Origin of the sequence: Pseudomonas shahriarae (genome assembly GCF_014268455.2) — a bacterium.
In the GTDB taxonomy this organism is placed as follows: domain Bacteria; phylum Pseudomonadota; class Gammaproteobacteria; order Pseudomonadales; family Pseudomonadaceae; genus Aquipseudomonas; species Aquipseudomonas shahriarae.
This window is the reverse complement of sequence record NZ_CP077085.1, coordinates 5,265,748-5,289,027: the sequence shown is the minus strand read 5'-3', so window position 1 is coordinate 5,289,027 and position 23,280 is coordinate 5,265,748. Positions and strand designations below refer to the sequence as shown.

The following is a 23,280-nucleotide window of genomic DNA, read 5'->3' as shown; positions in this document are numbered from 1 at the left end:
AACGGCTGGATCGTCTTATTTTTTGTCGCATGTGTCCAGTGTCCTGTGACGTCCGTGCAGCTTAGGCTCTGTGATCTTGTTTTTGTCCGACAATCGACGCAGGTGACTCATGATTCCCAGAACCTTGTTCAGCTCCGAGCACGAACTCTTCCGCCAGAGCGTGCGCACCTTCCTCGAAAAAGACGCGGTGCCGTACCATGCGCAATGGGAAAAGCAGGGCCATATTGATCGCGCCCTGTGGAGCAAGGCGGGGGAGGCGGGGATGCTGTGCTCGCACCTGCCGGAAGAATATGGCGGCCTGGGCGCGGACTTTATCTACAGCACCGTGGTGATCGAAGAGATCGGCCGCCTGGGGCTGACCGGGATTGGCTTCTCCCTGCATTCGGACATTGTTGCGCCGTATATCCTGCACTACGGCAGCGAGGCGCTGAAGCACAAGTACCTGCCCAAGCTCGTTTCCGGGGAGATGGTCACGGCCATTGCCATGACCGAGCCGGGTGCCGGGTCGGACCTGCAGGGGGTCAAGACCACTGCCGTGCTGGACGGCGATGAGTATGTAATCAACGGCTCCAAGACGTTTATTACCAATGGCTTCCTGGCGGACCTGGTGATTGTGGTGGCCAAGACCGATCCCAAGGCCGGCGCCAAGGGCACCAGTCTGTTCCTGGTCGAGGCCAATACGCCGGGCTTCGACAAGGGCAAGCGCCTGGAAAAGGTCGGGATGAAGGCTCAGGACACCTCCGAGCTGTTCTTCCAGGACGTGCGGGTGCCCAAGGAGAACCTGCTGGGCCAGGCGGGGATGGGCTTTGCCTACCTGATGCAGGAGCTGCCCCAGGAGCGCCTGACCGTGGCGATCGGCGCCCTGGCGTCGGCCGAGGCGGCGCTGCAATGGACCCTGGACTACACCCGCGAGCGCAAGGCGTTCGGCAAGGCGATTGCCGACTTCCAGAACACCCGCTTCAAGCTGGCGGAGATTGCGACCGAGGTGCAGATTGGTCGGGTGTTTGTCGACAAGTGCCTGGAACAGCACCTGCAAGGCAAGCTGGATGTGCCGACGGCGGCGATGGCCAAATACTGGACCACTGACCTGCAATGCAAGGTGCTCGATGAGTGTGTGCAGTTGCACGGCGGCTACGGTTACATGTGGGAATACCCGATTGCCCGGGCCTGGGCGGATGCGCGGGTACAGCGCATTTATGCGGGGACCAATGAGATCATGAAGGAGATCATTGCGCGGGCGCTTTGAATCTCTGGTGCTGTTGAGGGCCCCATCGCAGGCAAGCCAGCGCCCACATTACCGAGCAAATGCGGGCGCTGGCTTGCCTGCGATGGCGGCCTGAAGGTCAATCAAGGCGCAGGATTCGGGTGATCCTTCTGAATCGCCTCGATCCCTTCCAACACCTCTTTCGACAGTTTCAGATCAGCACTGGCGATATTGCTGTCCAACTGCGCAAGCGTCGTCGCGCCTATGATATTGCTGGTCACAAACGGCTGCTGCGTGACAAACGCCAGGGCCATCTGCGCCGGGTCCAGGCCGTGCTCGCGGGCCAGGGCCACATAGCGGCTGCACGCGGCTTCCGATTGCGGGTTGAAGTAGCGGCTGAAGCGGCTGTAGAGGCTCAAGCGACCCTTGGCCGGCCGTGCGCCGCCTTCGTACTTGCCGCTGAGCATGCCGAATGCCAGTGGCGAATATGCCAGCAAGCCACATTGCTCACGGATGGCGACTTCTGCCAGGCCCACTTCAAAGCTGCGGTTGAGCAGGTTGTAGGGGTTCTGAATCGACACCGCGCGGGTCCAGCCACGGGCCTCGGCCAGGGCCAGGAACTTCATGGTGCCCCACGGCGTTTCATTGGACAGGCCGATATGGCGGATCTTGCCGGCCCTGACCTGCTCGTCGAGGGCTTCGAGGGTTTCTTCCAGCGGTGTGAGGTCGGGCTCTTCCTGGTGCTTGTAGCTCAGTTGGCCGAAGAAGTTGGTGCTGCGTTCCGGCCAGTGCAGTTGGTACAGGTCGATCCAGTCGGTCTGCAGGCGCTTGAGGCTGGCGTCCAGGGCGTCGACGATGTGCTTGCGGTTGTGCTTGAGCTGGCCGTCGCGGATGTAGTCGATGGTGTTGCCGGGGCCGGCGATCTTGCTGGCGAGGATCCAGTCGGCGCGGTCACCCCGACTCTTGAAGTAGTTGCCGATGTAGCGTTCGGTGGTGGCGTAGGTGTCAGCCTTGGGGGGGACCGGGTACATTTCTGCGGTATCGAGGAAGTTGATCCCCGCACCTTTGGCTCTTTCAATCTGGGCGAAGGCCTCTGCCTCGGTGTTTTGCTCGCCCCAGGTCATGGTCCCGAGGCAGATCGCGCTCACGTTCAGATCGGTCCGGCCCAGCTGTCGATAATCCATCGGGTGCTCCTTCGGGGAAAACAATCATAAAAGCAGGTTGAATTTTTTTTCGCAATCTGCATAATTGCCCACCTCTTTCTGCAGTGGAAGTGATGCGCCGCCTGCCGAAGAATCTTGCCGTTGAACGGACGCGCTGACCCGAGCCCCCGATAGCGTCTGTATCCGGCTGCCTTTGACTTGTCAAAGTACGCACTATTCAGTAAGATCCGCCGTCTAATTTACAGGGCGGCCCCTGAGGCTATTAAAGAATGACAACTTTTACTGCAAAACCGGAAACAGTTCAGCGCGACTGGTTTGTCGTCGACGCCGCTGGTCAGACCCTGGGTCGTCTGGCCACTGAAGTCGCCAGCCGTCTGCGTGGCAAGCACAAGCCTGAGTACACCCCTCACGTTGATACCGGTGACTACATCGTAATCATCAACGCTGAGCAGGTTCGTGTAACCGGCAACAAAGCAAGCGACAAAATGTACTACCGTCACTCCGGTTTCCCAGGCGGTATCAAGTCTTCGAACTTCGAAGGCCTGATTGCCAAGAAGCCTGAAGCCCCGATCGAGATCGCGGTTAAAGGTATGCTGCCGAAGGGCCCACTGGGTCGCGACATGTATCGCAAGCTGAAAGTCTATGCGGGCGCTGCTCACCCTCATGCTGCTCAGCAGCCCCAAGAACTGAAGTTTTAACGGAATAGTTCATTATGTCGGCGACTCAAAATTACGGCACTGGCCGTCGCAAAACCGCAACCGCACGCGTTTTCCTGCGTCCGGGCACTGGTAACATCTCGATCAACAACCGCACTCTGGACAACTTCTTCGGCCGCGAAACTGCCCGCATGGTAGTTCGTCAGCCGCTGGAACTGACCGAGACCGTTGAAAAGTTCGACATCTACGTCACCGTTATCGGTGGCGGTGTAAGTGGTCAAGCTGGCGCAATCCGCCACGGTATCACTCGCGCTCTGATGCAGTACGACGAAACCCTGCGCGGCGCTCTGCGCAAAGCTGGCTTCGTGACTCGCGATGCCCGTGAAGTTGAACGTAAGAAAGTCGGTCTGCGTAAAGCGCGTAAGCGTCCGCAGTACTCGAAGCGTTAATTCGCTTTACGTTCCACAAAAACGCCCAGCCTCCTCGCGGAGCTGGGTGTTTTTTATTGCCCGCTTTTTATGCAGGTTTTTTCTGTGTGACAACTTGCCACATCCGTAGACCCCCTATACTACAAGGCTTGGGGCTTAGGCTCCGGGTAATTACCTTGTCAGAGGTGGGGCTTTTCATTACCATTCGGCAAAATTTTTATAAGTTCAGATTTAATACTTAGTAGACGCCTGATTTAACAGGCCAAAAAGCTGATGGGAGAGGACTGAATGAGCAATGACGGCGTGAATGCAGGCCGGCGTCGCTTCTTGGTAGCAGCCACATCCGTTGTGGGTGCTGCAGGAGCGGTGGGGGCTGCGGTCCCGTTCGTGGGGTCATGGTTTCCCAGTGCCAAGGCGAAAGCCGCAGGTGCACCGGTGAAGGTGAATGTCAGCAAGATCGAGCCAGGCCAGCAGATGATTGCTGAGTGGCGCGGCCAGCCAGTATTCATCGTTCGTCGTACCGAGGAAATCCTGGGGAATCTGAAGAAAATCGAGGGCCAGTTGTCTGACCCCGAATCCAAGAATTCCGAACAACCCGCCTACGCCCAAAACGAAGCGCGTTCGATCAAGCCAGAGATTCTGCTGCTGGTCGGTCTTTGCACGCACCTGGGCTGCTCGCCGACCTTCCGCCCGGAAGTCGCGCCTGTGGATCTGGGCAAGGACTGGGTTGGCGGCTATTTCTGCCCTTGCCACGGTTCCCACTACGACCTGGCCGGTCGCGTCTACAAATCCCAGCCTGCTCCGTTGAACCTGCCGGTTCCGCCGCACAACTACGAATCTGACGACGTTATTGTCATTGGTGTCGATAAGGAGAGCGCGTAATGAGCAAGTTCATGGATTGGGTGGATGCGCGCTTCCCCGCCACCAAAATGTGGGAAGACCATCTCAGCAAGTATTACGCGCCGAAGAACTTCAACTTCTTCTATTTCTTTGGCTCCCTGGCATTGCTGGTACTGGTCAATCAGATCGTGACCGGTGTCTGGCTGACCATGAGCTACACCCCGTCGGCGGAAGAAGCATTTGCCTCCGTCGAATACATCATGCGCGACGTCGAGTACGGCTCGATCCTGCGTCTGTTGCACTCCACTGGCGCTTCGGCGTTCTTCATCGTGGTCTATCTGCACATGTTCCGTGGCTTGCTCTACGGCTCGTACCAGAAGCCGCGTGAGCTGGTGTGGGTGTTTGGCATGCTGATCTACCTGGCACTGATGGCAGAGGCCTTCATGGGCTACCTGCTGCCTTGGGGCCAGATGTCCTACTGGGGTGCCCAGGTGATCATCTCGCTGTTTGGCGCGATCCCGGTCATCGGCAACGACCTGACCCAGTGGATCCGTGGTGACTACCTGATTTCGGGCATCACCCTGAACCGCTTCTTTGCCTTGCATGTGGTGGCCTTGCCGATCGTGATTCTCGGTCTGGTGGTGCTGCACATCCTGGCGCTGCACGAAGTGGGTTCGAACAACCCGGACGGCGTGGACATCAAGAAGCACAAGGACGAGAACGGCATTCCGCTGGACGGCATTCCTTTCCACCCTTACTACACCGTGAAAGATATCGTCGGCGTGGTGGTGTTCCTGTTCGTCTTCTGCTCGATTGTGTTCTTCTTCCCGGAAATGGGCGGCTATTTCCTCGAAAAGCCTAACTTCGAACAGGCGAACGCATTCAAGACCCCGGAACACATTGCCCCGGTCTGGTACTTCACGCCGTTCTACGCCATTTTGCGGGCGATCCCCGACAAGCTCATGGGCGTTATCGCCATGGGTGCGGCCATTGCGGTGCTGTTCGTGTTGCCTTGGCTCGACCGTAGCCCGGTCAAGTCCATGCGCTACAAGGGCTGGCTGAGCAAAATCTGGCTGTGGGTGTTCTGCATCTCGTTCGTGATCCTGGGCGTGCTGGGCGTACTGGCGCCGACCCCTGAGCGGACGTTGCTGTCGCAGGTCTGCACCTTCCTGTACTTCGCCTACTTCATTCTGATGCCGTTCTACACCCGGCTCGAGAAGACAAAACCGGTTCCGGAAAGGGTGACTGGCTGATGAAAAAATTATTCGCTGCATTGATTCTTGCTGCCCTGCCGACACTGTCCTTCGCGGCCGGGTCTGGCGTGGCACTGGAAAAAGTCGACATTGACGTTTCTGACAAGGCTGCCATGCAAGACGGCGCCCGTACGTTCGCCAACTACTGCATGGGCTGCCACAGCGCCAAGTTCCAGCGTTACGAGCGCGTGGCCGATGACCTGGGCATCCCTCATGAGCTGATGCTCAAGAACCTGGTGTTCACCGGTGCCAAGATTGGCGACCACATGAACATCGGCATGCAACCGGCCGACGCCAAGGCCTGGTTCGGGGCTGCACCGCCCGACCTGACCCTGGTAGCACGCGTACGTGGTACCGACTGGCTGTATGGCTACCTGAAATCGTTCTACGAAGACCCTACGCGCCCATGGGGCGTGAACAACAAGGTCTTCCCGAACGTGGGTATGCCTAACGTGCTGGTCGGCCTGCAAGGCCGTCAGGTGGTCGGATGCAAGCAGGTTCAAGTCGTGGAAAACGGCAAGAAGCAATATGACCCGCTGACCGGCACGCCGTTGACCCACGAAGCCTGTGACCAACTGACCATCGTGCCCAAGAGCGGCGCGCTGAACGAGGAGCAGTTCGACGAGAAGGTCAAGAACCTGGTGACCTTCCTGGCTTACTCCGCCAACCCGGTCAAACTGGAGCATCAACGCATCGGTACCTATGTGTTGCTGTACCTGGCTTTCTTCTTCGTATTCGCTTATTTGCTCAAGCGTGAATACTGGAAGGATGTGCATTGATCCAACCTTAGGCAATTGCTGTTAATCTTGCGCGCCCAGCGACGTCTCTGAACGGGTAACGCTCTGGTTGATCCAGGTGTTACAGGAGATGCTTTCTGGGCGCGCTCGTTTTTGAGCTTTCGATAATTTCAACAAGCGAGGAGGACCGCCATGGGCGTGACCAACCGGTTGGCCTGTTACTCCGACCCCGCCGACCACTATTCCCACCGAGTACGCATCGTGCTCGCAGAGAAGGGTGTCAGCGCCGAGATCATCAGTGTGGAGGTGGGACGTCACCCGCCGAAACTGATCGAAGTGAACCCTTACGGCAGCTTGCCCACCCTGGTCGATCGTGACCTGGCGTTGTGGGAGTCAACCGTGGTGATGGAATATCTGGATGAGCGTTACCCCCATCCACCTTTGCTGCCGGTGTATCCGGTGGCGCGTGCCAACAGCCGCCTGCTGATCCATCGGATCCAGCGTGACTGGTGTGGGCTGGTGGATCTGATTCTGGATACACGCAGCAAAGAAGCGGCCCGTGTGCAGGCGCGTAAGGAATTGCGCGAGAGCCTGACCGGCGTTTCTCCATTGTTCGCCGACAAACCTTTTTTCCTCAGTGAGGAACAAAGCCTGGTGGATTGCTGCCTATTACCCATACTCTGGCGTTTGCCGATTCTGGGCATTGAACTGCCGCGGCCTGCCAAGCCGCTGCTTGATTACATGGAGCGCCAGTTTGCGCGTGAGGCTTTCCAGGCAAGTCTGTCTGGCGTCGAACGTGATATGCGCTAAGGCTTAAGGAGCCGTTGATGAACTCCAGTCGACCTTACCTGGTCCGCGCGCTCTACGAGTGGATTGTGGACAACGATTGCACCCCGCATATGCTGGTCAATTCCGAGTTTCCTGCGGTGCAGGTGCCACAAGGTTTTGCCAGTGACGGACAGATTGTCCTGAACGTTTCGCCCAGTGCCGTGCGTCAACTGCACATGGACAATGAAGCGGTCAGCTTTGAAGGGCGTTTTGGTGGGGTACCCCATACGCTCTATGTGCCCATCGGCGCGATCCTGGGCATTTATGCCCGGGAGAATGGCCAGGGCATGGTGTTTGATCTGGAATCGTCCCTTGAAGACGACGAAGCGATTGAAATAGAAGATGATCTGCCGCCACCTGATTCCGAGCCACCGCGCCCTAGCGGCCGGCCGAGCTTGAAAGTGGTGAAGTGACAAAACATGCGCCTTCGGGCATGTGTTGAAAGTGCCCCGGCTTAGGCTGGGGCATTTTTTTGCGCGCGATAAACCTTGGGCAAATCATGCAGGGCGGTGATCGTACAACTCGCTTGGGCTATGATGCCCTTTTGAATCATCGAGATAGTTGCCTGCCCATGGAAAACCTCAGCACAGCCCCGCGTCTTCCCCGCAAGCGCCGTAGCCTTGCCCAGGAACTGGTCACGGTGTTGTCCGAACAGATCCGCGATGGCCAGCTCAAGCGTGGCGACAAACTGCCCACCGAGTCAGCCATCATGGAAGCCCATGGGGTCAGCCGCACGGTGGTGCGCGAAGCGATCTCGCGGCTGCAGGCAGCCGGGCAGGTGGAAACCCGGCATGGCATCGGCACCTTTGTGCTGGATACGCCGAGCCCCAGCGGGTTCCGCATTGATCCGGCGACCGTGGTCACGCTGCGTGATGTACTGGCGATTCTCGAATTGCGCATCAGCCTGGAAGTGGAGTCTGCTGGTCTCGCGGCCCAGCGTCGCAGTGACGAGCAGTTGGCAGCGATGCGCGCGGCCCTCGATGCCCTGAATGAAAGTGCAGCGCACGCCAGTGATGCGGTAGCGTCGGACTTCCAGTTCCACTTGCAGATTGCCCTGTCCACCGGCAACCGTTACTTCACCGATATCATGACCCACCTGGGCACCAGCATTATTCCACGGACCCGCCTGAATTCTGCGCGCCTGGCCCATGACGACCAGCAGCACTACATGAGCCGCCTGAGCCGTGAGCACGAAGAGATTTATGAGGCGATTGCCCGCCAGGATTCGGATGCGGCGCGGGCGGCGATGAGATTGCATTTGACCAATAGTCGAGAGCGGCTGCGCCAGGCTCATGAAGAAGCGCAGGCGCAGCGGGGGTAATTCGGTGATTGCTAGGGAGGCATTTACGCCAGGAAAAAGTCGATTTGCTTAACTTCGCCATTTTTGATTTGGAAGTTTTTGCCTATGATCAATTCAGGCGGATCACCATCAAGTTGAACGGTATCACCGATATTGGGTAGGTCCACAGCATCGATATTCTGCGTCGCTGCTTTGAATTTATTGGATTTGGATGTAAACGTGCATTTTCTAGTAGCCATGGCATGCCTCGCTATTTCTCGATTACTGAAGGGCCTCCAGGGTGACTGCACCTCTTGCGGCTGAGGTTGCCCGGTGGTGGCGTTCAATCTAGGGGCGACGGGTACATCGCTGATACTGTCAGAATTCACAGTGACGACGAACGGTCCCCTGTATACGAGTCATCCGTACACAGGGGCGCTGTGGCTACATCAAGGCAGCGGGTTATTTGGCTTGTAGTCCTTAAGCAACAGATACGTACTCCACCCCCACCAATCATTGGTCCACTGCTTGTCATTCAAGTTGTTGACGTCCTTGCGCCGCAACACCTTGTCGCCCTCGGCCTTGAACAGCGGCGAAAAGTTATTCGCTGGATTGTTCGCCGCGTTCAAGTCCGGCACATGCAGTGGTGCCTTGAATGTGGCCGGGGAGGGCGCGATACCGCTGATGTACGCGTCGAAGATCTCATCGGCCGAAGCCTGTACCGCACGCTTGACCTGAGTGCGGTTGGCGGCGTCATTGCTATCGAAATAGCGTTTGTCGCCATAGGCATGCCACTCATCGCCCAGGGCATTGCGTACATTGAGCCCGAACTTGCTGTCTTCATCGTGCATAAAGCGGCTGATCAACGACCCCAGTTCACCCGGTGTCACCACGGCCGCCAGTTGTTTGCGTGGGACGCGCAGGTGCCCTGCGGAAAACAGGTCGGTCAAAAAGTGATCAGCAAAGCTGTTCATGGCGTAAGCCAGTTCCAATTGCTGGCTACTGCCGCTTTGGTGAGCCACCACCGCTTGTTGCAGGGCGGCAGAATGCCCGGCCAGGTAGGCAGACAGCGCCCACTCGCCGAAATGGTCGGCATTATCGGCCGCCAGCTTCAAGTAGCGCCCCAGGGGAACCATGGCTGAAACCACGCTGCCGCCGCCGGTGATACGGTTCCACTCTTCAGACAACGTATCTCCTAGTGCGTCGTAGGCCTCATGGGGTTGCTTGCCATCCTGAATGGCCTGCTTCACTGCGTTGATCTCTTTTTGCATGACCGCGAGGATTTTGCCCGCTTCCTCCCGTGACGCCGGCAAAGTCGCCAGCGAGTTAAACGCGGCGGTGAAGCGCTGCACACGCTCGGTGGGTGACGCACCGTCACTGATGGGCTGGCCGGGAATTCCGTAGAAGTCACCGCCCAGGGAGATGATCTGACCATAGGTCAGGGCCAGGCCGTTGGGTAGGTGAAGCTTGACTTGCGCGCCCGGAATAGAGGGCGCGCCCTGCACGAAGCGCAGCTGGGTGTCATCGCCAATGGCGGTGTGCTCGCCGCCTTCAAAGCGCAGGGAGGGGAGGGTTTTGCGGGTAATGACCGATTCAAGTTCTGACATGTTAGCTCCTTGCTATGTCGTAGGAATCTTCCTTAATAACTGTATTCATATACAGTCATTGCGAGAATAGAGGAATAATTCCCTACGTCAAGGCGCTCGCTACTAATGACCTCGAAATACCGGCAAGCCGACAAAAGAAGGTTGACGAACATTTTTATAGTTGTACGATGACGTACGACATCAATAATAACGTTCCAGTCTTCGTCTTTGCCCAGGGTGTTCAAATAATGAATCCACAAGAACTGAAGTCCATCCTCTCCCACGGTCTGCTGTCTTTCCCGGTCACCGATTTCAATGCCCAGGGTGAGTTCCACCCGGCGGGCTATATCAAGCGCCTGGAGTGGCTGGCCCCGTATGGCGCCTCTGCGTTGTTTGCGGCGGGCGGCACCGGTGAGTTTTTCTCCCTGGCAGCCAGTGAATACGCCCAAGTGGTGAAAACCGCCGTTGATACCTGCGCCACCAGCGTGCCGATCCTCGCCGGTGTCGGCGGCTCCACCCGCCAGGCCATCGAGTACGCCCAGGAAGCCGAGCGCCTGGGAGCCAAGGGCCTGCTGCTGTTGCCGCACTACCTGACCGAAGCCAGCCAGGACGGCGTCGCCGCCCATGTCGAGGCAGTGTGCAAGTCGGTAAAAATCGGTGTGGTGGTCTACAACCGCAACGTCTGCCGCCTGACCGCGCCGCTGCTGGAGCGCCTGGCCGAACGTTGCCCGAACCTGATCGGCTACAAGGATGGCCTGGGTGATATCGAGCTGATGGTGTCGATCCGCCGTCGTCTCGGTGATCGTTTCAGCTACCTGGGCGGCTTGCCGACTGCAGAGGTTTACGCCGCTGCCTACAAGGCCCTGGGCGTGCCGGTGTACTCCTCGGCAGTCTTCAACTTTATTCCCAAGACCGCGATGGACTTCTACCACGCGATTGCCCGGGAAGATCACGCCACCGTCAACAAGATCATCGACGACTTCTTCCTGCCTTACCTGGACCTGCGTAACCGCAAGGCCGGCTATGCCGTGAGCATCGTCAAGGCGGGCGCAAAAATCGCCGGCTATGACGCAGGCCCGGTACGTACCCCGCTGACCGATCTGCTGCCAGAAGAATACGAAGCCCTGGCCGCGCTGATCGACAAGCAAGGTGCGCAGTAACCCATTAATAAAGCCGCTGAGTGATCAGCGGCTTTTTGCGTAAGGAGAAGAGGCGTGTCCCAAGCCAAGCGTTTTGACAACTACATCGGCGGCCAATGGGTGGCCGGTGCGGACTACTCAAGCAATATCAACCCGTCGGATCTTTCGGATGTCATCGGCGATTTCGCCACGGCCGACCTGGCCCAGGTCAACGCCGCCATCGACGCGGCCCGCGCGGCGTTCCCGGCGTGGTCGACCTCCGGCATCCAGGCCCGGCATGACGCCCTGGATAAAGTCGGCAGCGAGATCCTCGCCCGCCGTGAAGAACTCGGTACGCTGCTGGCCCGCGAAGAGGGCAAGACCCTTCCGGAAGCCATCGGCGAAGTGACCCGTGCCGGTAATATCTTCAAGTTTTTTGCCGGCGAGTGCCTGCGCCTGTCCGGTGATTACCTGCCGTCGGTGCGCCCAGGGGTCAATGTCGAAGTCACCCGCGAAGCCTTGGGTGTGGTGGGCCTGATTACCCCGTGGAACTTCCCGATTGCCATCCCCGCCTGGAAAATCGCCCCGGCCCTGGCCTACGGCAACTGCGTGGTGCTCAAGCCGGCAGACCTGGTGCCCGGCTGTGCCTGGGCCCTGGCCGAAATCATCTCCCGCGCCGGCTTCCCCAGTGGCGTGTTCAACCTGGTGATGGGCAGCGGCCGCGTCGTCGGCGATGCGCTGGTCAACAGCCCGCAGGTCGATGGCATCAGCTTTACCGGCTCCGTGGGCGTGGGCCGACAGATCGCAGTCAGTTGCGTGTCGCGCCAGGCCAAGGTGCAGTTGGAAATGGGCGGCAAAAACCCGCAGATCATTCTCGACGATGCCGACCTCAAGCAGGCCGTCGAGTTGTCGGTGCAGAGCGCGTTCTACTCCACTGGCCAGCGTTGCACGGCGTCCAGCCGCTTTATCGTCACGGCGGGGATCCACGACCGGTTCGTCGCGGCCATGGCCGAGCGCATGCAGTCGATCAAGGTCGGCCATGCCCTGCACGCCGGCACCGATATCGGACCGGTGGTGTCCCAGGCCCAACTGGACCAGGACCTGAAATACATCGACATCGGCCAGGGCGAGGGTGCGCGGCTGGTCAGCGGTGGTGGTTTGGTGACGTGTGACACCGAAGGTTACTTCCTGGCGCCGACTCTGTTCGCCGACAGCCAGGCCGCCATGCGCATCAGCCGTGAAGAAATCTTCGGCCCGGTGGCCAATGTCGTGCGCGTGGCGGACTACGAAGCGGCACTGGCCATGGCCAACGACACCGAGTTCGGTTTGTCGGCAGGCATTGCCACCACCTCGCTCAAGTATGCCAACCACTTCAAGCGCCACTCCCAGGCCGGGATGGTGATGGTCAACCTGCCGACGGCGGGTGTGGATTATCACGTTCCCTTTGGTGGGCGTAAGGGCTCATCCTACGGTTCGCGTGAGCAAGGTCGCTATGCGCAAGAGTTCTACACCGTGGTGAAAACCAGCTACATCGGCTCGTAAACGCAATACGTGTGGGAGCCGGCAATCCAGCTCCCACAAAAAAGCAGTGCGCAGCACCAAAATCATTACCCGCAAAAAAAATAATTAGTGGGAGTACATCTACATGCAAGCGACCAAGCCGACGCACGTCCGTTATTTGATCTTGCTCATGCTGTTCCTGGTGACCACGATCAACTACGCCGACCGCGCCACCATCGCCATCGCAGGTTCCAGCCTGCAAAAAGACCTCGGCATCGACGCGGTCACCCTCGGTTATATCTTCTCTGCGTTCGGTTGGGCCTATGTGGCCGGGCAAATCCCCGGCGGCTGGCTGCTCGACCGTTTCGGCTCGAAAAAAGTCTATGCCCTGAGCATCTTCACCTGGTCGCTGTTCACCGTGCTGCAAGGCTATGTCGGTGAGTTCGGGGTCTCCACCGCCGTGGTGGCGCTGTTTATGCTGCGATTCTTGGTGGGCCTGGCAGAGGCGCCATCCTTCCCCGGTAACGCACGGATTGTCGCGGCCTGGTTCCCCACTGCCGAACGCGGTACGGCTTCGGCGATCTTCAACTCGGCGCAGTACTTCGCCACCGTGTTGTTTGCACCGCTGATGGGCTGGATCGTCTACAGCTTCGGCTGGCAGCACGTGTTTATCGTGATGGGCGTGATCGGCATCGTGTTCTCGCTGATCTGGCTGAAAGTAATCTACAGCCCGCGCCAGCACCCGCTGATCAACGAAGCCGAGTTCAACCACATCGCTGCCAACGGGGCGATGGTCGATATGGATCAGGACAAGGCCAAGGGTAAGAAAACCGACGGGCCGAAGTGGGATTACATCCGCCAGTTGCTGACCAACCGCATGATGCTCGGGGTCTACCTGGGCCAGTACTGCATCAACGGTATTACCTACTTCTTTCTCACCTGGTTCCCCGTGTACCTGGTGCAGGACCGTGGCATGACCATCCTCAAGGCCGGTTTTATCGCCTCGTTGCCGGCGATCTGCGGTTTTATCGGCGGCGTGCTGGGCGGGGTGATTTCCGATTACCTGTTGCGCAAGGGCCACTCCCTGACCTTCGCTCGCAAGGCGCCGATCATTGCCGGTTTGTTGGTCTCCAGTAGCATCATTGCCTGCAACTACGTGGATGTGGAATGGATGGTGGTCGGCTTTATGGCCCTGGCCTTCTTCGGCAAAGGCGTTGGCGCACTGGGTTGGGCGGTGGTGTCTGACACCTCGCCGAAACAAATCGCCGGCCTCAGCGGCGGCTTGTTCAACACCTTCGGCAACCTGGCTTCCATCACCACGCCCATCGTGATTGGCTACATCATCAGCACCACCGGTTCGTTCAAGTGGGCCCTGGTGTTCGTTGGCGCCAATGCACTGGTGGCGGTATTCAGCTACCTGGTGATCGTCGGCCCGATCAAGCGCGTGGTGCTCAACGAGCCACCGAGCAAAGGCCCCGAGTTGACTAACCTTTCCCAAGTGCAATCCTGAAGGGGCCGTGTGATGCAGTTGATTGAACATGCCGACTCGCCGCGCTCCATTCGTCTGCACGAGCGCGACAACGTAGTAATCGTGGTCAATGACCAGGGCGTGCCGGCGGGCACCGAGTTCCCGGACGGCCTGGTGACCGTGGAGTTCATCCCCCAGAGCCACAAGGTGACCCTGGAAGATATCCCGCAAGGTGGTCAGATCATTCGCTATGGCCAAACCATCGGTTACGCCTTGCAGCCGATACCGCGCGGCAGTTGGGTCCAGGAAGATCAACTGCGCATGCCTACCGCACCGCCGCTGGACAGCCTGCCGCTGTCCACCGAGGTCCCCGAGGCCCAGGCGCCATTGGAAGGCTTTACTTTCGAAGGCTATCGCAATGCCGACGGCACCGTCGGTACGCGCAATATCCTAGGCATCACCACCACTGTGCAGTGCGTGACCGGCGTGCTGGACCATGCGGTCAAGCGCATCAAGGACGAGTTGTTGCCCAAGTACCCGAATGTCGATGACGTAGTGGCACTGACCCACAGCTACGGCTGTGGCGTGGCCATTACCGCCACCGACGCCTATATCCCGATCCGCACTGTGCGCAACCTGGCGCGCAACCCGAACCTGGGGGGCGAAGCGCTGGTGATTAGCCTGGGCTGCGAGAAATTGCAGGCCGGGCAAGTGATGCACGACAACGACAGCTCGGTGGACCTCAGCGAGCCGTGGCTGTACCGCCTGCAGGACGCCAGCCACGGCTTCAGTGAAATGATCGAGCAGATCATGGCGCTGGCCGAAGTCCGCCTGAAGAAACTCGACCTGCGCCGGCGGGAAACCGTACCGGCCTCGGAGCTGATCCTCGGCATGCAATGCGGCGGCAGCGACGCGTTTTCCGGGATCACCGCCAACCCGGCGCTGGGTTACGCCTCGGACTTATTGCTGCGGGCCGGGGCGACGGTGATGTTTTCCGAAGTCACTGAAGTGCGCGATGCCATTTACCTGCTGACCTCCCGTGCCGAGAGCCAAGACGTTGCGCGGGAACTGGTACGGGAAATGGACTGGTACGACCGCTACCTGGCCAAGGGCGAGGCCGACCGCAGCGCCAACACCACGCCGGGCAACAAGAAGGGCGGGTTGTCGAACATTGTCGAGAAGTCCCTGGGCTCCATCGTCAAATCCGGCAGCAGCGCGATCAACGGCGTACTGGGGTCGGGCGAGCGCTTCAAGGGCAAAGGCCTGATCTTTTGCGCGACACCGGCCAGCGATTTTGTCTGCGGCACCTTGCAACTGGCGGCGGGGATGAACCTGCACGTCTTCACCACCGGTCGCGGCACGCCTTACGGGCTGGCGATGGCGCCGGTGGTGAAGGTCTCGACCCGCACGGAACTGGCCCAGCGCTGGCCAGACCTGATCGATATCGACGCCGGACGCATCGCCACCGGCCGTGCGACCATCGAGGAGCTGGGCTGGGAGTTGTTCCACTTCTACCTGGATGTAGCCAGTGGCAAGAAGCAGACCTGGGCCGAGCGGCATAAATTGCACAATGACATTACGTTGTTCAATCCGGCGCCGATCACCTGAGACCGTGTCGCATCATCGCGGGCTTGCTCGCGATGGCGACCTGCCGGGCGCAATGGTGCTGGATGTTTTATGATTAGCCACCTACTGACCCTCACCAAGGTTCTCCCTGGCATGCTGGCTATCTTCCTGCAAACCCTGACCATCACCGCGCCGGTGTTTGCCATGCTGTTCCTGGGCGTCCTGCTCAAGCGCATCAACTGGATCAACGACGACTTTATCCACACTGCGTCGGCCTTGGTGTTTAACGTCACCATGCCGGCGTTGCTGTTTCTGGGGATTCTGCACGCCGACCTGCATTCGGCGCTCAAGCCGGAACTGCTGATCTATTTCTCGGTTGCGACGTTGGTCGGCTTCGCCCTGGCCTGGGGATGGGCGATTTTCCGTTGCCCGCGTGAGGACCGGGGTATTTATGCCCAAGGTGCATTTCGTGGTAACAACGGGGTGATTGGCCTGGCCCTGGCGGCCAGTATGTACGGCGACTACGGGATTTCCCTTGGCGCGATCCTCGCCGCCCTGGTGATCCTGTTCTACAACACCCTGTCGACCATCGTGCTGGCGGTCTACAGTCCGGTGATCAAGTCCGATCCGTGGAGCATCTGCAAAAGCGTGTTGGCCAATCCATTGATTATCAGCGTGATTGCGGCCACACCCTTCGCGTATTTCCAGATTGGCTTGCCCGGCTGGCTGGAAAAGTCCGGGCAATACCTGGCAGATACCACATTGCCATTGGCGTTGATCTGCATCGGAGGCACGTTGTCCATGGCGGCCCTGCGGAAAAGCGGCAGCATTGCCCTAAGCGCCAGCCTGATGAAGATGATCTGGCTGCCCCTGGTGGCGACTGCCGGCGCGTGGCTGTACGGGTTCCGCGGGCCGGAACTGGGGATCCTGTTTTTGTATTTCGGCGCGCCGACGGCTGCAGCCAGTTTTGTCATGGCTCGCGCGGCCCAGGGCAACCATGAGTTGGCGGCAGCGATCATTGTGATCACCACCTTGATGGCGGCGGTGACCACTAATATCGGGATCTTCGTGTTGCAGGCGGGTGGCTGGATCTGAAATGTTCTGGTGAAGGTGTGCACAATCAAAATTGTGGGAGCGGGCTTGCCCGCGATAGCGATCTGACAGTCACTGCGGGCCTGACTGATACGCCTCAATCACTTCCTGCGCCGCCCGAAACGCATCAATCGCCGCCGGCACGCCGGCATACACCGCGCAATGCAGCAGCGCCTCGCGAATTTCTTCAACAGTACAGCCATTATTCAGCGCGCCGCGCACATGGCCCTTGAGTTCCTGCGGGCACTTCAAGGCGGTCAATGCCGCGAGTGTAATCAGGCTGCGGGTCTTCAGTGGCAGGCCTTCACGGTTCCACACCCCGCCCCAGGCATGTTCGTTGACGAAGTCCTGCAGTGGCTGGGTGAATTCGGTGGCATTGCCCAGCGCGCGGTCGACAAACACATCACCCATGACCTGGCGACGCATTTGCTCGCCGGATTTCGGTTGATCGGTCATTGCGATTCCCTCTTGTGGTGTTGGCGGCGCCAGGCTCGCAGCGAGGTGAACAACAGGAAAGCCACCAGCGCTGGCAGGACGTAGTACAGCATCAGTTGTTCGAGTTTATTGGCCAGCGGCATGCCGGTGGTGAACGACAGCACATGCAGCCCATACGCCAGATACAACCCCAGCAGCAGCAAGCCTTCGGCGCGGGTAATGCGGTAGCCGGTGTAAAACACCGGCAAGCACAACACCACGACGCCGAGCATTACCGGCAGGTCGAAATCCAGGGCATTGGGCGATACCGACAAGGGCGACGGCGCCACCAGCGCGGTAAAGCCCAGTACCCCTAACAGGTTGAACAGGTTGCTGCCGATCACGTTGCCTACCGCAATCTCCCGCTCGCCGCGTACGGCGGCGATCAGGGATGTGGCGAGGCACGGCAGGGAGGTACTGACGGCAACAATGGTCAGGCCGATCACCCGCTCGGACAGGCCCAGGTCGCCGGCCACTTCCACAGCCGCCCCCAGCACCAGATGCCCGGCGAACACCAGCAGCACGAGCCCACCGATCATCCACAGCAAACTGCTCAGCCACGGCGCCTGCACCACGGTGTCGCGGGTCCGCGGGCGGCGCGAATGGCGGGTCTGGTACAGCAACAGGGCGAGGTAGGCGAGTAGGGCGACCAGCAAGGTCAGGCCGTCAAGCGGGGTCAGGGCCTCATCGCTGGCGAGAATAAACAGCAGCAGGCTGGCGCCGATCATCACCGGGATATCCAGGCGCACCAGTTGGCGCGACACGCGCAAGGGAATGATCAGCGCCGACAGGCCCAGGGTGACGAGGATATTGAAGATGCTGCTGCCGATCACACTGCCTACGGCAATATCGGTATTACCGGCCAGGGTGGCCTGCAAACTGACGGCGATTTGCGGCGCGCTGCTGCCAAAGGCCACGATGCTCAAACCAATGATCAGCGGCCTGACCTTGAGGCTGGCGGCCAGGCGCACGGCGGCGCGTACCAGCATTTCGGCGCCGGCAATCAGCAGCAGCAGGCCGCTGATCAGTTCAATCAGGCTGATGGGCGAGAGGGCGCTTAATCCGAAAATGGTCAGGGCTCCGACAGTCAGTTGCTCAGGGCTTGTACGCGCACGCGCGCGGTTCCGCTGCGCAGCATACCCAACTGCTCGGCGGCCTGGCGTGAAAGATCAATCAGTCGGCCACGAATGTGTGGGCCGCGATCATTGATGCGTACCACCACGGATCTATCGTTGGACAGGTTGGTGACCTGCACCCGCGTGCCGAATGGCAGGCGTCGGTGGGCAGCGGTCATTGCGTGTTGGTTGAAGGGTTCACCGCTGGCGGTTTTCTTGCCGTGGTGCTTGGCGCCGTAGTAGGACGCGGTGCCGGTTTCGTCGTAACCGTTGGGGTCGATCAGGCCACTGGCGCAGCCGGTGAGCAGGGAGAACAGGGCGCAGAGGCCGAGTAGACGCTTCATTATGAAAATATCCCCATTACAAATGTGGGAGCGGCGGTGCGACGCTTCGAGTCGTCGCACCGCCGCTCCCACATGGGGTCCGAGTCGCAAGTAAAATCCCGCTCGGACCATTCATTGCTATCAGCCTTCGAGCTTGCTCTTGAGCAATTCATTCACCTGTTGCGGGTTGGCCTTGCCTTTGGAGGCTTTCATCGCCTGGCCCACAAAGAAGCCGAACATCTTGCCGCGCTTGGCTTCATCCGCCGCACGGTATTGCTCGACCTGCTCGGCGTTGGCCGCCAGCATTTCATCCAGCACGGCCGAGATGGCGCCGCTGTCGGTGACTTGCTTGAGGCCGCGCTTCTCGATGATCTCGTCGGCGTTGCCTTCACCGCTGGCCATGGCCTCGAATACGGTCTTGGCGATTTTGCCGGAGATGGTGTTGTCCTTGATGCGCAGCAACATGCCGCCCAGTTGTTCGGCCGAGACCGGGGCTTCGTCGATTTCCAGGCCCTGTTTGTTCAACAGGCTGCCCAGTTCGACCATGACCCAGTTGGCGGCCAGCTTGGCGTCACCGGCAATGCTCACGACTTTTTCGAAGTAGTCGGCTTGCTCGCGGCTCGAAGCCAGCACGCTGGCGTCATACACCGACAGACCGAACTGCGCCTGGAAACGCTCGCGTTTTTGCGGTGGCAATTCCGGCAGGGTGGCGCGCACGTCATTGAGGAACGAATCCTCGAGCACCACTGGCAACAGGTCCGGATCGGGGAAGTAACGGTAGTCGTTGGCTTCCTCTTTGCTGCGCATGGCACGGGTTTCGTCTTTGTTCGGGTCGTACAGGCGGGTCTGCTGGATCACTTTGCCGCCGTCTTCGATCAGCTCGATCTGGCGACGGACTTCGGTGTTGATCGCCTTCTCGATGAAACGGAACGAGTTGACGTTCTTGATCTCGCAGCGGGTGCCGTACTCGACCTGGCCTTTTGGCCGCACCGACACGTTGCAGTCGCAACGCAGGGAGCCTTCGGCCATGTTGCCGTCGCAGATGCCCAGGTAGCGCACCAGCGCGTGGATGGTCTTGACGTAGGCCACGGCTTCCTTGGCACTGCGCATGTCCGGCTCGGACACGATCTCCAGCAGCGGCGTGCCGGCGCGGTTCAGGTCGATGCCGGTGGCGCCATTGAATTCTTCATGCAGGCTCTTGCCGGCATCTTCTTCCAGGTGCGCACGGGTCACGCCGACGCGTTTGATCGTGCCGTCTTCCAGAGGGATATCCAGGTAGCCCTTGCCGACGATCGGCAATTCCATCTGGCTGATCTGGTAGCCCTTGGGCAGGTCCGGGTAGAAGTAGTTCTTGCGCGCAAACACGTTGTGCTGGCCGATCTCGGCGTCAATCGCCAGGCCGAACATCACCGCCATGCGCACGGCTTCCTGGTTCAGTACTGGCAGTACGCCAGGCATGCCCAGGTCTACCAGGCTGGCCTGGGTGTTGGGCTCGGAGCCGAACGTGGTGGCGCTACCGGAGAAAATCTTCGATTGGGTGGCGAGCTGGGTATGAATCTCCAGCCCGATCACAACTTCCCATTGCATAGTGTTCTCCTCAGAAGCCGGTTGGGGTGCGAGTGTGCCAGTCAGTGTGCAACTGGTACTGGTGCGCCACATTGAGCAAGCGGCTTTCCTGGAAATACGGGGCGAGTAGTTGCACGCCCACTGGCAAACCGTCGACAAAGCCTGCAGGCATGGACAAGCCCGGCAGGCCGGCGAGGTTGGCGGTGATGGTGTACAGGTCTTCCAGGTATTCGGCGATCGGGTCGCCGGTCTTGGCGCCGATCTTCCAGGCCGGGTTTGGCGTGGTTGGGCCGAGGATCACGTCGACTTCATTAAAGGCTGCCATGAAGTCGTTCTTGATCAGGCGACGGATCTTTTGCGCCTTGAGGTAGTACGCGTCGTAGTAACCGGCCGACAGGGCGTAGGCACCGACCATGATCCGGCGTTGTACTTCCACGCCGAAACCTTCGCCACGGGAGCGCTTGTACAGGTCGGTGAGGTCTTTCGGGTCTTCACAGCGGTAGCCGAAACGCACGCCGTCGAAGCGCGACAGGTTCGACGAGGCCTCTGCCGGGGCGATCACGTAGTACGCCGGAATTGCGTGCTGGTTGTTCGGCAGGCTGATTTCCTTGATCACCGCGCCGAGCTTTTCCAGCTCCTTGACGCTGTTATGCACCAGCTCGGCGATACGCGGGTCGAGGCCGGCGCTGAAATACTCTTTCGGCACGCCGATGCGCAGGCCTTGGATCGAGGTATTGAGGCTGGCGCTGTAGTCCGGCACCGGTTCATCAATGCTGGTGGAGTCCTTCGCATCGAACCCGGCCATGCCTTGTAACAATATTGCGCAGTCTTCGGCAGTGCGGGCCAAAGGGCCGCCCTGGTCGAGGCTGGACGCGTAGGCAATCATGCCCCAGCGGGAAACACGACCGTAGGTCGGTTTCAGGCCGGTGAGGTTGGTGAACGCGGCAGGCTGGCGGATCGAGCCGCCGGTATCGGTGGCGGTGGCGGCCGGAAGCAGGCGGGCGGCCACGGCTGCAGCCGAACCACCGGACGAACCGCCGGGCACGTGCTCCAGGTTCCACGGGTTTTTCACCGCGCCGTAGTAGCTCGATTCGTTGGCCGAGCCCATGGCGAATTCGTCCATGTTGGTCTTGCCCAGGGTCACGGCCCCGGCTTCGGCCAGCTTGGCGACCACGGTCGCATCGTAGGGCGCCTTGAAGTTATCGAGCATCTTCGAGCCGCAGCTGGTGCGGATGCCCTGGGTGCAGAACAGGTCCTTGTGACCGATTGGCGCACCCAGCAGCGCGCCGCCTTCACCGTTGGCGCGACGGGCGTCAGCGGCCTTGGCCTGGCTAAGGGCCAGCTCTTCGGTGAGGCTGATGAAGCTGTTGACCTTCGGGTCCAGCGCGGTGATACGCGCCAGCAGGGCCTTGGTCAGCTCTTCGGAAGAAAACTTTTTGTCGGCGAGACCGCGGGCGATCTCGGCCAGAGTCAATTGATGCATTGCAGGCTCTTTCCCTTTAGTCGATGACTTTCGGAACCAGGTACAGGCCGTTTTCGACCGCTGGTGCGATGGACTGGTAGGCCTCGCGATTATTGCGTTCGGTCACGACGTCTGCGCGCAGGCGCTGGCTGGCTTCCAGTGGGTGGGCCAGGGGTTCGATGCCATCGGTATTCACCGCTTGCATCTGGTCGACCAGCCCGAGAATGCTGTTCAGGGCTGCGGTGGTCTGTGGAAGATCGGCTTCATTGAGGCCCAGGCAGGCCAAATGAGCGATTTTTTCCACGTCGGAGCGTTCAAGCGCCATGGGATTCTCCAGTGGAAAACAGAACGGAAGCTATCCGTGTGTTAGATTGTCGGAACACTACCGCATTTCTACGGTCATAAGGCCGCGATTGTGGGGTTAGGTGCACAGAAAGTCGGCCAATTTAGCACATTGGCGCCTTGCCCAAAATCCCTGTCGTTGTTAGAGTTTGCCGCACTTTTTTACCCACGCGTTGCCTAGGGTCCCTTTCCCATGTTCAAGAAACTGCGTGGCATGTTTTCCAGCGATCTTTCCATCGACCTGGGCACTGCCAACACCCTTATTTACGTGCGCGAGCGCGGTATCGTCCTGAATGAGCCATCGGTTGTGGCCATTCGGACCCATGGTAATCAGAAAAGTGTCGTTGCCGTGGGCACCGAGGCCAAGCGCATGCTCGGCCGTACACCTGGCAACATTGCCGCCATTCGTCCGATGAAAGACGGCGTGATCGCCGACTTCAGTGTCTGCGAGAAGATGCTGCAGTACTTCATCAACAAGGTTCATGAAAACAGTTTCCTGCAGCCCAGCCCTCGTGTGCTGATCTGCGTACCGTGCAAATCCACCCAGGTGGAGCGTCGTGCCATCCGTGAATCGGCCCTTGGTGCCGGTGCCCGCGAAGTGTTCCTGATCGAAGAGCCAATGGCCGCTGCCATCGGTGCCGGCCTGCCGGTTGAAGAAGCGCGCGGTTCGATGGTGGTGGATATCGGTGGCGGTACCACTGAAATCGCCCTGATCTCCCTCAATGGCGTGGTGTATGCCGAATCCGTACGGGTTGGCGGCGACCGCTTCGACGAAGCGATCATCACGTATGTGCGTCGTAACTACGGCAGCCTGATCGGCGAATCCACCGCCGAGCGCATCAAGCAGGAAATCGGTACCGCCTACCCGGGTGGCGAAGTGCGCGAAGTCGATGTTCGCGGTCGCAACCTGGCCGAGGGCGTGCCACGTGCCTTTACCCTGAACTCCAATGAAGTGCTGGAAGCTCTGCAAGAGTCCCTGGCCACCATCGTTCAGGCGGTCAAGAGCGCGCTGGAGCAGTCGCCGCCGGAACTGGCTTCCGATATCGCCGAGCGTGGCCTGGTGCTGACCGGTGGTGGCGCCTTGCTGCGTGACCTCGACAAGCTGCTGGCCCAGGAAACCGGCCTACCGGTGATCGTCGCCGAAGACCCGCTGACCTGCGTTGCCCGTGGCGGTGGTCGTGCACTGGAAATGATGGATAAACACACCATGGACCTGCTCTCCAGCGAATAAGATCGTTGGTTGCGCCATGTTTCGCCAACAGGCAGCACTTTGCAGTGCT

General features: G+C 59.6%; 24 protein-coding genes. 15 read left to right on the top strand and 9 right to left on the bottom strand.

Translation table 11 applies throughout. The features are described from left to right. Positions 1–109: 109 nt before the first annotated feature. A complete protein-coding gene (locus tag HU773_RS23630; RefSeq protein ID WP_120734148.1) occupies positions 110–1,246 on the top strand; it encodes an acyl-CoA dehydrogenase family protein in 1,137 nt (378 codons plus the stop codon). Between the two features lie 101 nt (positions 1,247–1,347). On the opposite strand, the gene HU773_RS23625 is transcribed toward HU773_RS23630, so the two are convergent. Continuing rightward, positions 1,348–2,388: an NADP(H)-dependent aldo-keto reductase gene (locus tag HU773_RS23625; RefSeq protein ID WP_128592798.1), complete on the bottom strand. Its 1,041-nt coding sequence runs from the start codon at positions 2,386–2,388 to the stop codon at positions 1,348–1,350. A gap of 248 nt (positions 2,389–2,636) precedes the next feature. Here HU773_RS23625 and rplM point away from each other — a divergent pair, with 248 nt between their 5' ends. The 8 genes from rplM (at position 2,637) to HU773_RS23585 (ending at position 8,430) form a co-directional block, all read left to right on the top strand. Beyond that, complete coding sequence (gene rplM / locus HU773_RS23620) at positions 2,637–3,065, top strand: 50S ribosomal protein L13 (RefSeq protein WP_029291908.1); 429 nt, start codon at positions 2,637–2,639, stop codon at positions 3,063–3,065. Between the two features lie 14 nt (positions 3,066–3,079). Further along, the gene (rpsI, locus tag HU773_RS23615; RefSeq protein WP_003171743.1) at positions 3,080–3,472 is read left to right on the top strand and encodes a 30S ribosomal protein S9; all 393 of its coding nucleotides are present in this window, start codon (positions 3,080–3,082) and stop codon (positions 3,470–3,472) included. 267 nt (positions 3,473–3,739) lie between these two features. Then, positions 3,740–4,333 (top strand): ubiquinol-cytochrome c reductase iron-sulfur subunit, encoded by a 594-nt coding sequence (gene petA, locus HU773_RS23610; RefSeq protein WP_032860120.1) that lies wholly within the window; start codon positions 3,740–3,742, stop codon positions 4,331–4,333. Continuing rightward, positions 4,333–5,544, top strand: coding sequence for a cytochrome b (locus HU773_RS23605; RefSeq protein WP_003188526.1), 1,212 nt, complete (start codon positions 4,333–4,335; stop codon positions 5,542–5,544). The genes petA and HU773_RS23605 overlap by 1 nt, the downstream gene beginning before the upstream one ends. Continuing rightward, positions 5,544–6,323 (top strand): cytochrome c1, encoded by a 780-nt coding sequence (locus HU773_RS23600; protein ID WP_120734147.1) that lies wholly within the window; start codon positions 5,544–5,546, stop codon positions 6,321–6,323. The genes HU773_RS23605 and HU773_RS23600 overlap by 1 nt, the downstream gene beginning before the upstream one ends. A 150-nt stretch (positions 6,324–6,473) precedes the next feature. Next, positions 6,474–7,091, top strand: a complete 618-nt coding sequence (locus HU773_RS23595) for a glutathione S-transferase N-terminal domain-containing protein (protein WP_027604841.1) — start codon at positions 6,474–6,476, stop codon at positions 7,089–7,091. 17 nt (positions 7,092–7,108) lie between these two features. Further along, positions 7,109–7,522 carry a ClpXP protease specificity-enhancing factor gene (locus HU773_RS23590; protein ID WP_057438071.1) on the top strand — a complete coding sequence of 138 codons (414 nt, stop codon included), beginning with the start codon at positions 7,109–7,111 and terminating at the stop codon, positions 7,520–7,522. 158 nt (positions 7,523–7,680) lie between these two features. Continuing rightward, positions 7,681–8,430, top strand: coding sequence for a FadR/GntR family transcriptional regulator (locus HU773_RS23585; protein ID WP_057958438.1), 750 nt, complete (start codon positions 7,681–7,683; stop codon positions 8,428–8,430). A 23-nt stretch (positions 8,431–8,453) separates the two neighbouring features. Here the strand turns inward: HU773_RS23585 and HU773_RS23580 are convergent, their stop codons facing one another. Together HU773_RS23580 and HU773_RS23575 are read right to left on the bottom strand one after the other, a co-directional pair. Further along, positions 8,454–8,648, bottom strand: coding sequence for a hypothetical protein (locus tag HU773_RS23580; protein WP_128592800.1), 195 nt, complete (start codon positions 8,646–8,648; stop codon positions 8,454–8,456). A 189-nt stretch (positions 8,649–8,837) separates the two neighbouring features. Next, a complete protein-coding gene (locus tag HU773_RS23575) occupies positions 8,838–9,995 on the bottom strand; it encodes a phospholipase (protein WP_169959765.1) in 1,158 nt (385 codons plus the stop codon). Between the two features lie 227 nt (positions 9,996–10,222). On the opposite strand from HU773_RS23575, the gene kdgD reads away from it, so the two are divergent. The 5 genes from kdgD (at position 10,223) to HU773_RS23550 (ending at position 16,721) form a co-directional block, all read left to right on the top strand. Further along, positions 10,223–11,134, top strand: a complete 912-nt coding sequence (kdgD, locus tag HU773_RS23570) for a 5-dehydro-4-deoxyglucarate dehydratase (RefSeq protein ID WP_057438078.1) — start codon at positions 10,223–10,225, stop codon at positions 11,132–11,134. Positions 11,135–11,188: 54 nt separating this feature from the next. After that, on the top strand, positions 11,189–12,634 hold the full coding sequence (locus HU773_RS23565; RefSeq protein ID WP_057958440.1) for an aldehyde dehydrogenase family protein: 1,446 nt from the start codon (positions 11,189–11,191) through the stop codon (positions 12,632–12,634). 103 nt (positions 12,635–12,737) lie between these two features. Beyond that, positions 12,738–14,102 carry an MFS transporter gene (locus HU773_RS23560; RefSeq protein WP_169959763.1) on the top strand — a complete coding sequence of 455 codons (1,365 nt, stop codon included), beginning with the start codon at positions 12,738–12,740 and terminating at the stop codon, positions 14,100–14,102. Between the two features lie 12 nt (positions 14,103–14,114). Beyond that, a complete protein-coding gene (gene garD, locus HU773_RS23555) occupies positions 14,115–15,668 on the top strand; it encodes a galactarate dehydratase (RefSeq protein ID WP_186625290.1) in 1,554 nt (517 codons plus the stop codon). Positions 15,669–15,779: 111 nt separating this feature from the next. Further along, positions 15,780–16,721 carry an AEC family transporter gene (locus tag HU773_RS23550; protein ID WP_057438376.1) on the top strand — a complete coding sequence of 314 codons (942 nt, stop codon included), beginning with the start codon at positions 15,780–15,782 and terminating at the stop codon, positions 16,719–16,721. A gap of 69 nt (positions 16,722–16,790) precedes the next feature. Here HU773_RS23550 and HU773_RS23545 read toward each other — a convergent pair whose 3' ends face one another. The 6 genes from HU773_RS23545 to gatC form a co-directional block, all read right to left on the bottom strand. Continuing rightward, the gene (locus HU773_RS23545) at positions 16,791–17,174 is read right to left on the bottom strand and encodes a carboxymuconolactone decarboxylase family protein (RefSeq protein ID WP_057958446.1); all 384 of its coding nucleotides are present in this window, start codon (positions 17,172–17,174) and stop codon (positions 16,791–16,793) included. Next, a complete protein-coding gene (locus HU773_RS23540) occupies positions 17,171–18,229 on the bottom strand; it encodes a calcium/sodium antiporter (RefSeq protein WP_115128998.1) in 1,059 nt (352 codons plus the stop codon). The genes HU773_RS23545 and HU773_RS23540 overlap by 4 nt, the downstream gene beginning before the upstream one ends. 50 nt (positions 18,230–18,279) lie before the next feature. After that, the gene (locus HU773_RS23535) at positions 18,280–18,651 is read right to left on the bottom strand and encodes a septal ring lytic transglycosylase RlpA family protein (RefSeq protein ID WP_057438092.1); all 372 of its coding nucleotides are present in this window, start codon (positions 18,649–18,651) and stop codon (positions 18,280–18,282) included. A gap of 120 nt (positions 18,652–18,771) precedes the next feature. Next, positions 18,772–20,217 carry an Asp-tRNA(Asn)/Glu-tRNA(Gln) amidotransferase subunit GatB gene (gatB, locus tag HU773_RS23530; protein WP_057438093.1) on the bottom strand — a complete coding sequence of 482 codons (1,446 nt, stop codon included), beginning with the start codon at positions 20,215–20,217 and terminating at the stop codon, positions 18,772–18,774. Positions 20,218–20,227: 10 nt separating this feature from the next. After that, positions 20,228–21,679, bottom strand: coding sequence for an Asp-tRNA(Asn)/Glu-tRNA(Gln) amidotransferase subunit GatA (gatA, locus tag HU773_RS23525; RefSeq protein ID WP_057438095.1), 1,452 nt, complete (start codon positions 21,677–21,679; stop codon positions 20,228–20,230). Positions 21,680–21,695: 16 nt separating this feature from the next. After that, positions 21,696–21,983 carry an Asp-tRNA(Asn)/Glu-tRNA(Gln) amidotransferase subunit GatC gene (gene gatC, locus HU773_RS23520; RefSeq protein WP_003216077.1) on the bottom strand — a complete coding sequence of 96 codons (288 nt, stop codon included), beginning with the start codon at positions 21,981–21,983 and terminating at the stop codon, positions 21,696–21,698. Between the two features lie 210 nt (positions 21,984–22,193). Here gatC and mreB point away from each other — a divergent pair, with 210 nt between their 5' ends. Then, the gene (mreB, locus tag HU773_RS23515) at positions 22,194–23,231 is read left to right on the top strand and encodes a rod shape-determining protein MreB (RefSeq protein ID WP_002555108.1); all 1,038 of its coding nucleotides are present in this window, start codon (positions 22,194–22,196) and stop codon (positions 23,229–23,231) included. The last annotated feature ends 49 nt before the right edge of the window (positions 23,232–23,280 follow it).

What these genes read in the sequence shown, in the direction of transcription:
- mreB (WP_002555108.1), top strand. Translation starts at nt 22,194, where the DNA reads ATGTTCAAGAAACTGCGTGGCATGTTTTCCAGCGATCTTTCCATCGAC.
- HU773_RS23535 (WP_057438092.1), bottom strand. Translation starts at nt 18,651, where the DNA reads ATGAAGCGTCTACTCGGCCTCTGCGCCCTGTTCTCCCTGCTCACCGGC.
- rplM (WP_029291908.1), top strand. Translation starts at nt 2,637, where the DNA reads ATGACAACTTTTACTGCAAAACCGGAAACAGTTCAGCGCGACTGGTTT.
- gatC (WP_003216077.1), bottom strand. Translation starts at nt 21,983, where the DNA reads ATGGCGCTTGAACGCTCCGACGTGGAAAAAATCGCTCATTTGGCCTGC.
- HU773_RS23630 (WP_120734148.1), top strand. Translation starts at nt 110, where the DNA reads ATGATTCCCAGAACCTTGTTCAGCTCCGAGCACGAACTCTTCCGCCAG.
- HU773_RS23595 (WP_027604841.1), top strand. Translation starts at nt 6,474, where the DNA reads ATGGGCGTGACCAACCGGTTGGCCTGTTACTCCGACCCCGCCGACCAC.
- HU773_RS23550 (WP_057438376.1), top strand. Translation starts at nt 15,780, where the DNA reads ATGCTGGCTATCTTCCTGCAAACCCTGACCATCACCGCGCCGGTGTTT.
- kdgD (WP_057438078.1), top strand. Translation starts at nt 10,223, where the DNA reads ATGAATCCACAAGAACTGAAGTCCATCCTCTCCCACGGTCTGCTGTCT.
- petA (WP_032860120.1), top strand. Translation starts at nt 3,740, where the DNA reads ATGAGCAATGACGGCGTGAATGCAGGCCGGCGTCGCTTCTTGGTAGCA.
- gatA (WP_057438095.1), bottom strand. Translation starts at nt 21,679, where the DNA reads ATGCATCAATTGACTCTGGCCGAGATCGCCCGCGGTCTCGCCGACAAA.
- HU773_RS23600 (WP_120734147.1), top strand. Translation starts at nt 5,544, where the DNA reads ATGAAAAAATTATTCGCTGCATTGATTCTTGCTGCCCTGCCGACACTG.
- rpsI (WP_003171743.1), top strand. Translation starts at nt 3,080, where the DNA reads ATGTCGGCGACTCAAAATTACGGCACTGGCCGTCGCAAAACCGCAACC.
- HU773_RS23625 (WP_128592798.1), bottom strand. Translation starts at nt 2,388, where the DNA reads ATGGATTATCGACAGCTGGGCCGGACCGATCTGAACGTGAGCGCGATC.
- HU773_RS23560 (WP_169959763.1), top strand. Translation starts at nt 12,738, where the DNA reads ATGCAAGCGACCAAGCCGACGCACGTCCGTTATTTGATCTTGCTCATG.
- HU773_RS23590 (WP_057438071.1), top strand. Translation starts at nt 7,109, where the DNA reads ATGAACTCCAGTCGACCTTACCTGGTCCGCGCGCTCTACGAGTGGATT.
- garD (WP_186625290.1), top strand. Translation starts at nt 14,115, where the DNA reads ATGCAGTTGATTGAACATGCCGACTCGCCGCGCTCCATTCGTCTGCAC.
- HU773_RS23545 (WP_057958446.1), bottom strand. Translation starts at nt 17,174, where the DNA reads ATGACCGATCAACCGAAATCCGGCGAGCAAATGCGTCGCCAGGTCATG.
- HU773_RS23605 (WP_003188526.1), top strand. Translation starts at nt 4,333, where the DNA reads ATGAGCAAGTTCATGGATTGGGTGGATGCGCGCTTCCCCGCCACCAAA.
- HU773_RS23580 (WP_128592800.1), bottom strand. Translation starts at nt 8,648, where the DNA reads ATGGCTACTAGAAAATGCACGTTTACATCCAAATCCAATAAATTCAAA.
- HU773_RS23575 (WP_169959765.1), bottom strand. Translation starts at nt 9,995, where the DNA reads ATGTCAGAACTTGAATCGGTCATTACCCGCAAAACCCTCCCCTCCCTG.
- gatB (WP_057438093.1), bottom strand. Translation starts at nt 20,217, where the DNA reads ATGCAATGGGAAGTTGTGATCGGGCTGGAGATTCATACCCAGCTCGCC.
- HU773_RS23585 (WP_057958438.1), top strand. Translation starts at nt 7,681, where the DNA reads ATGGAAAACCTCAGCACAGCCCCGCGTCTTCCCCGCAAGCGCCGTAGC.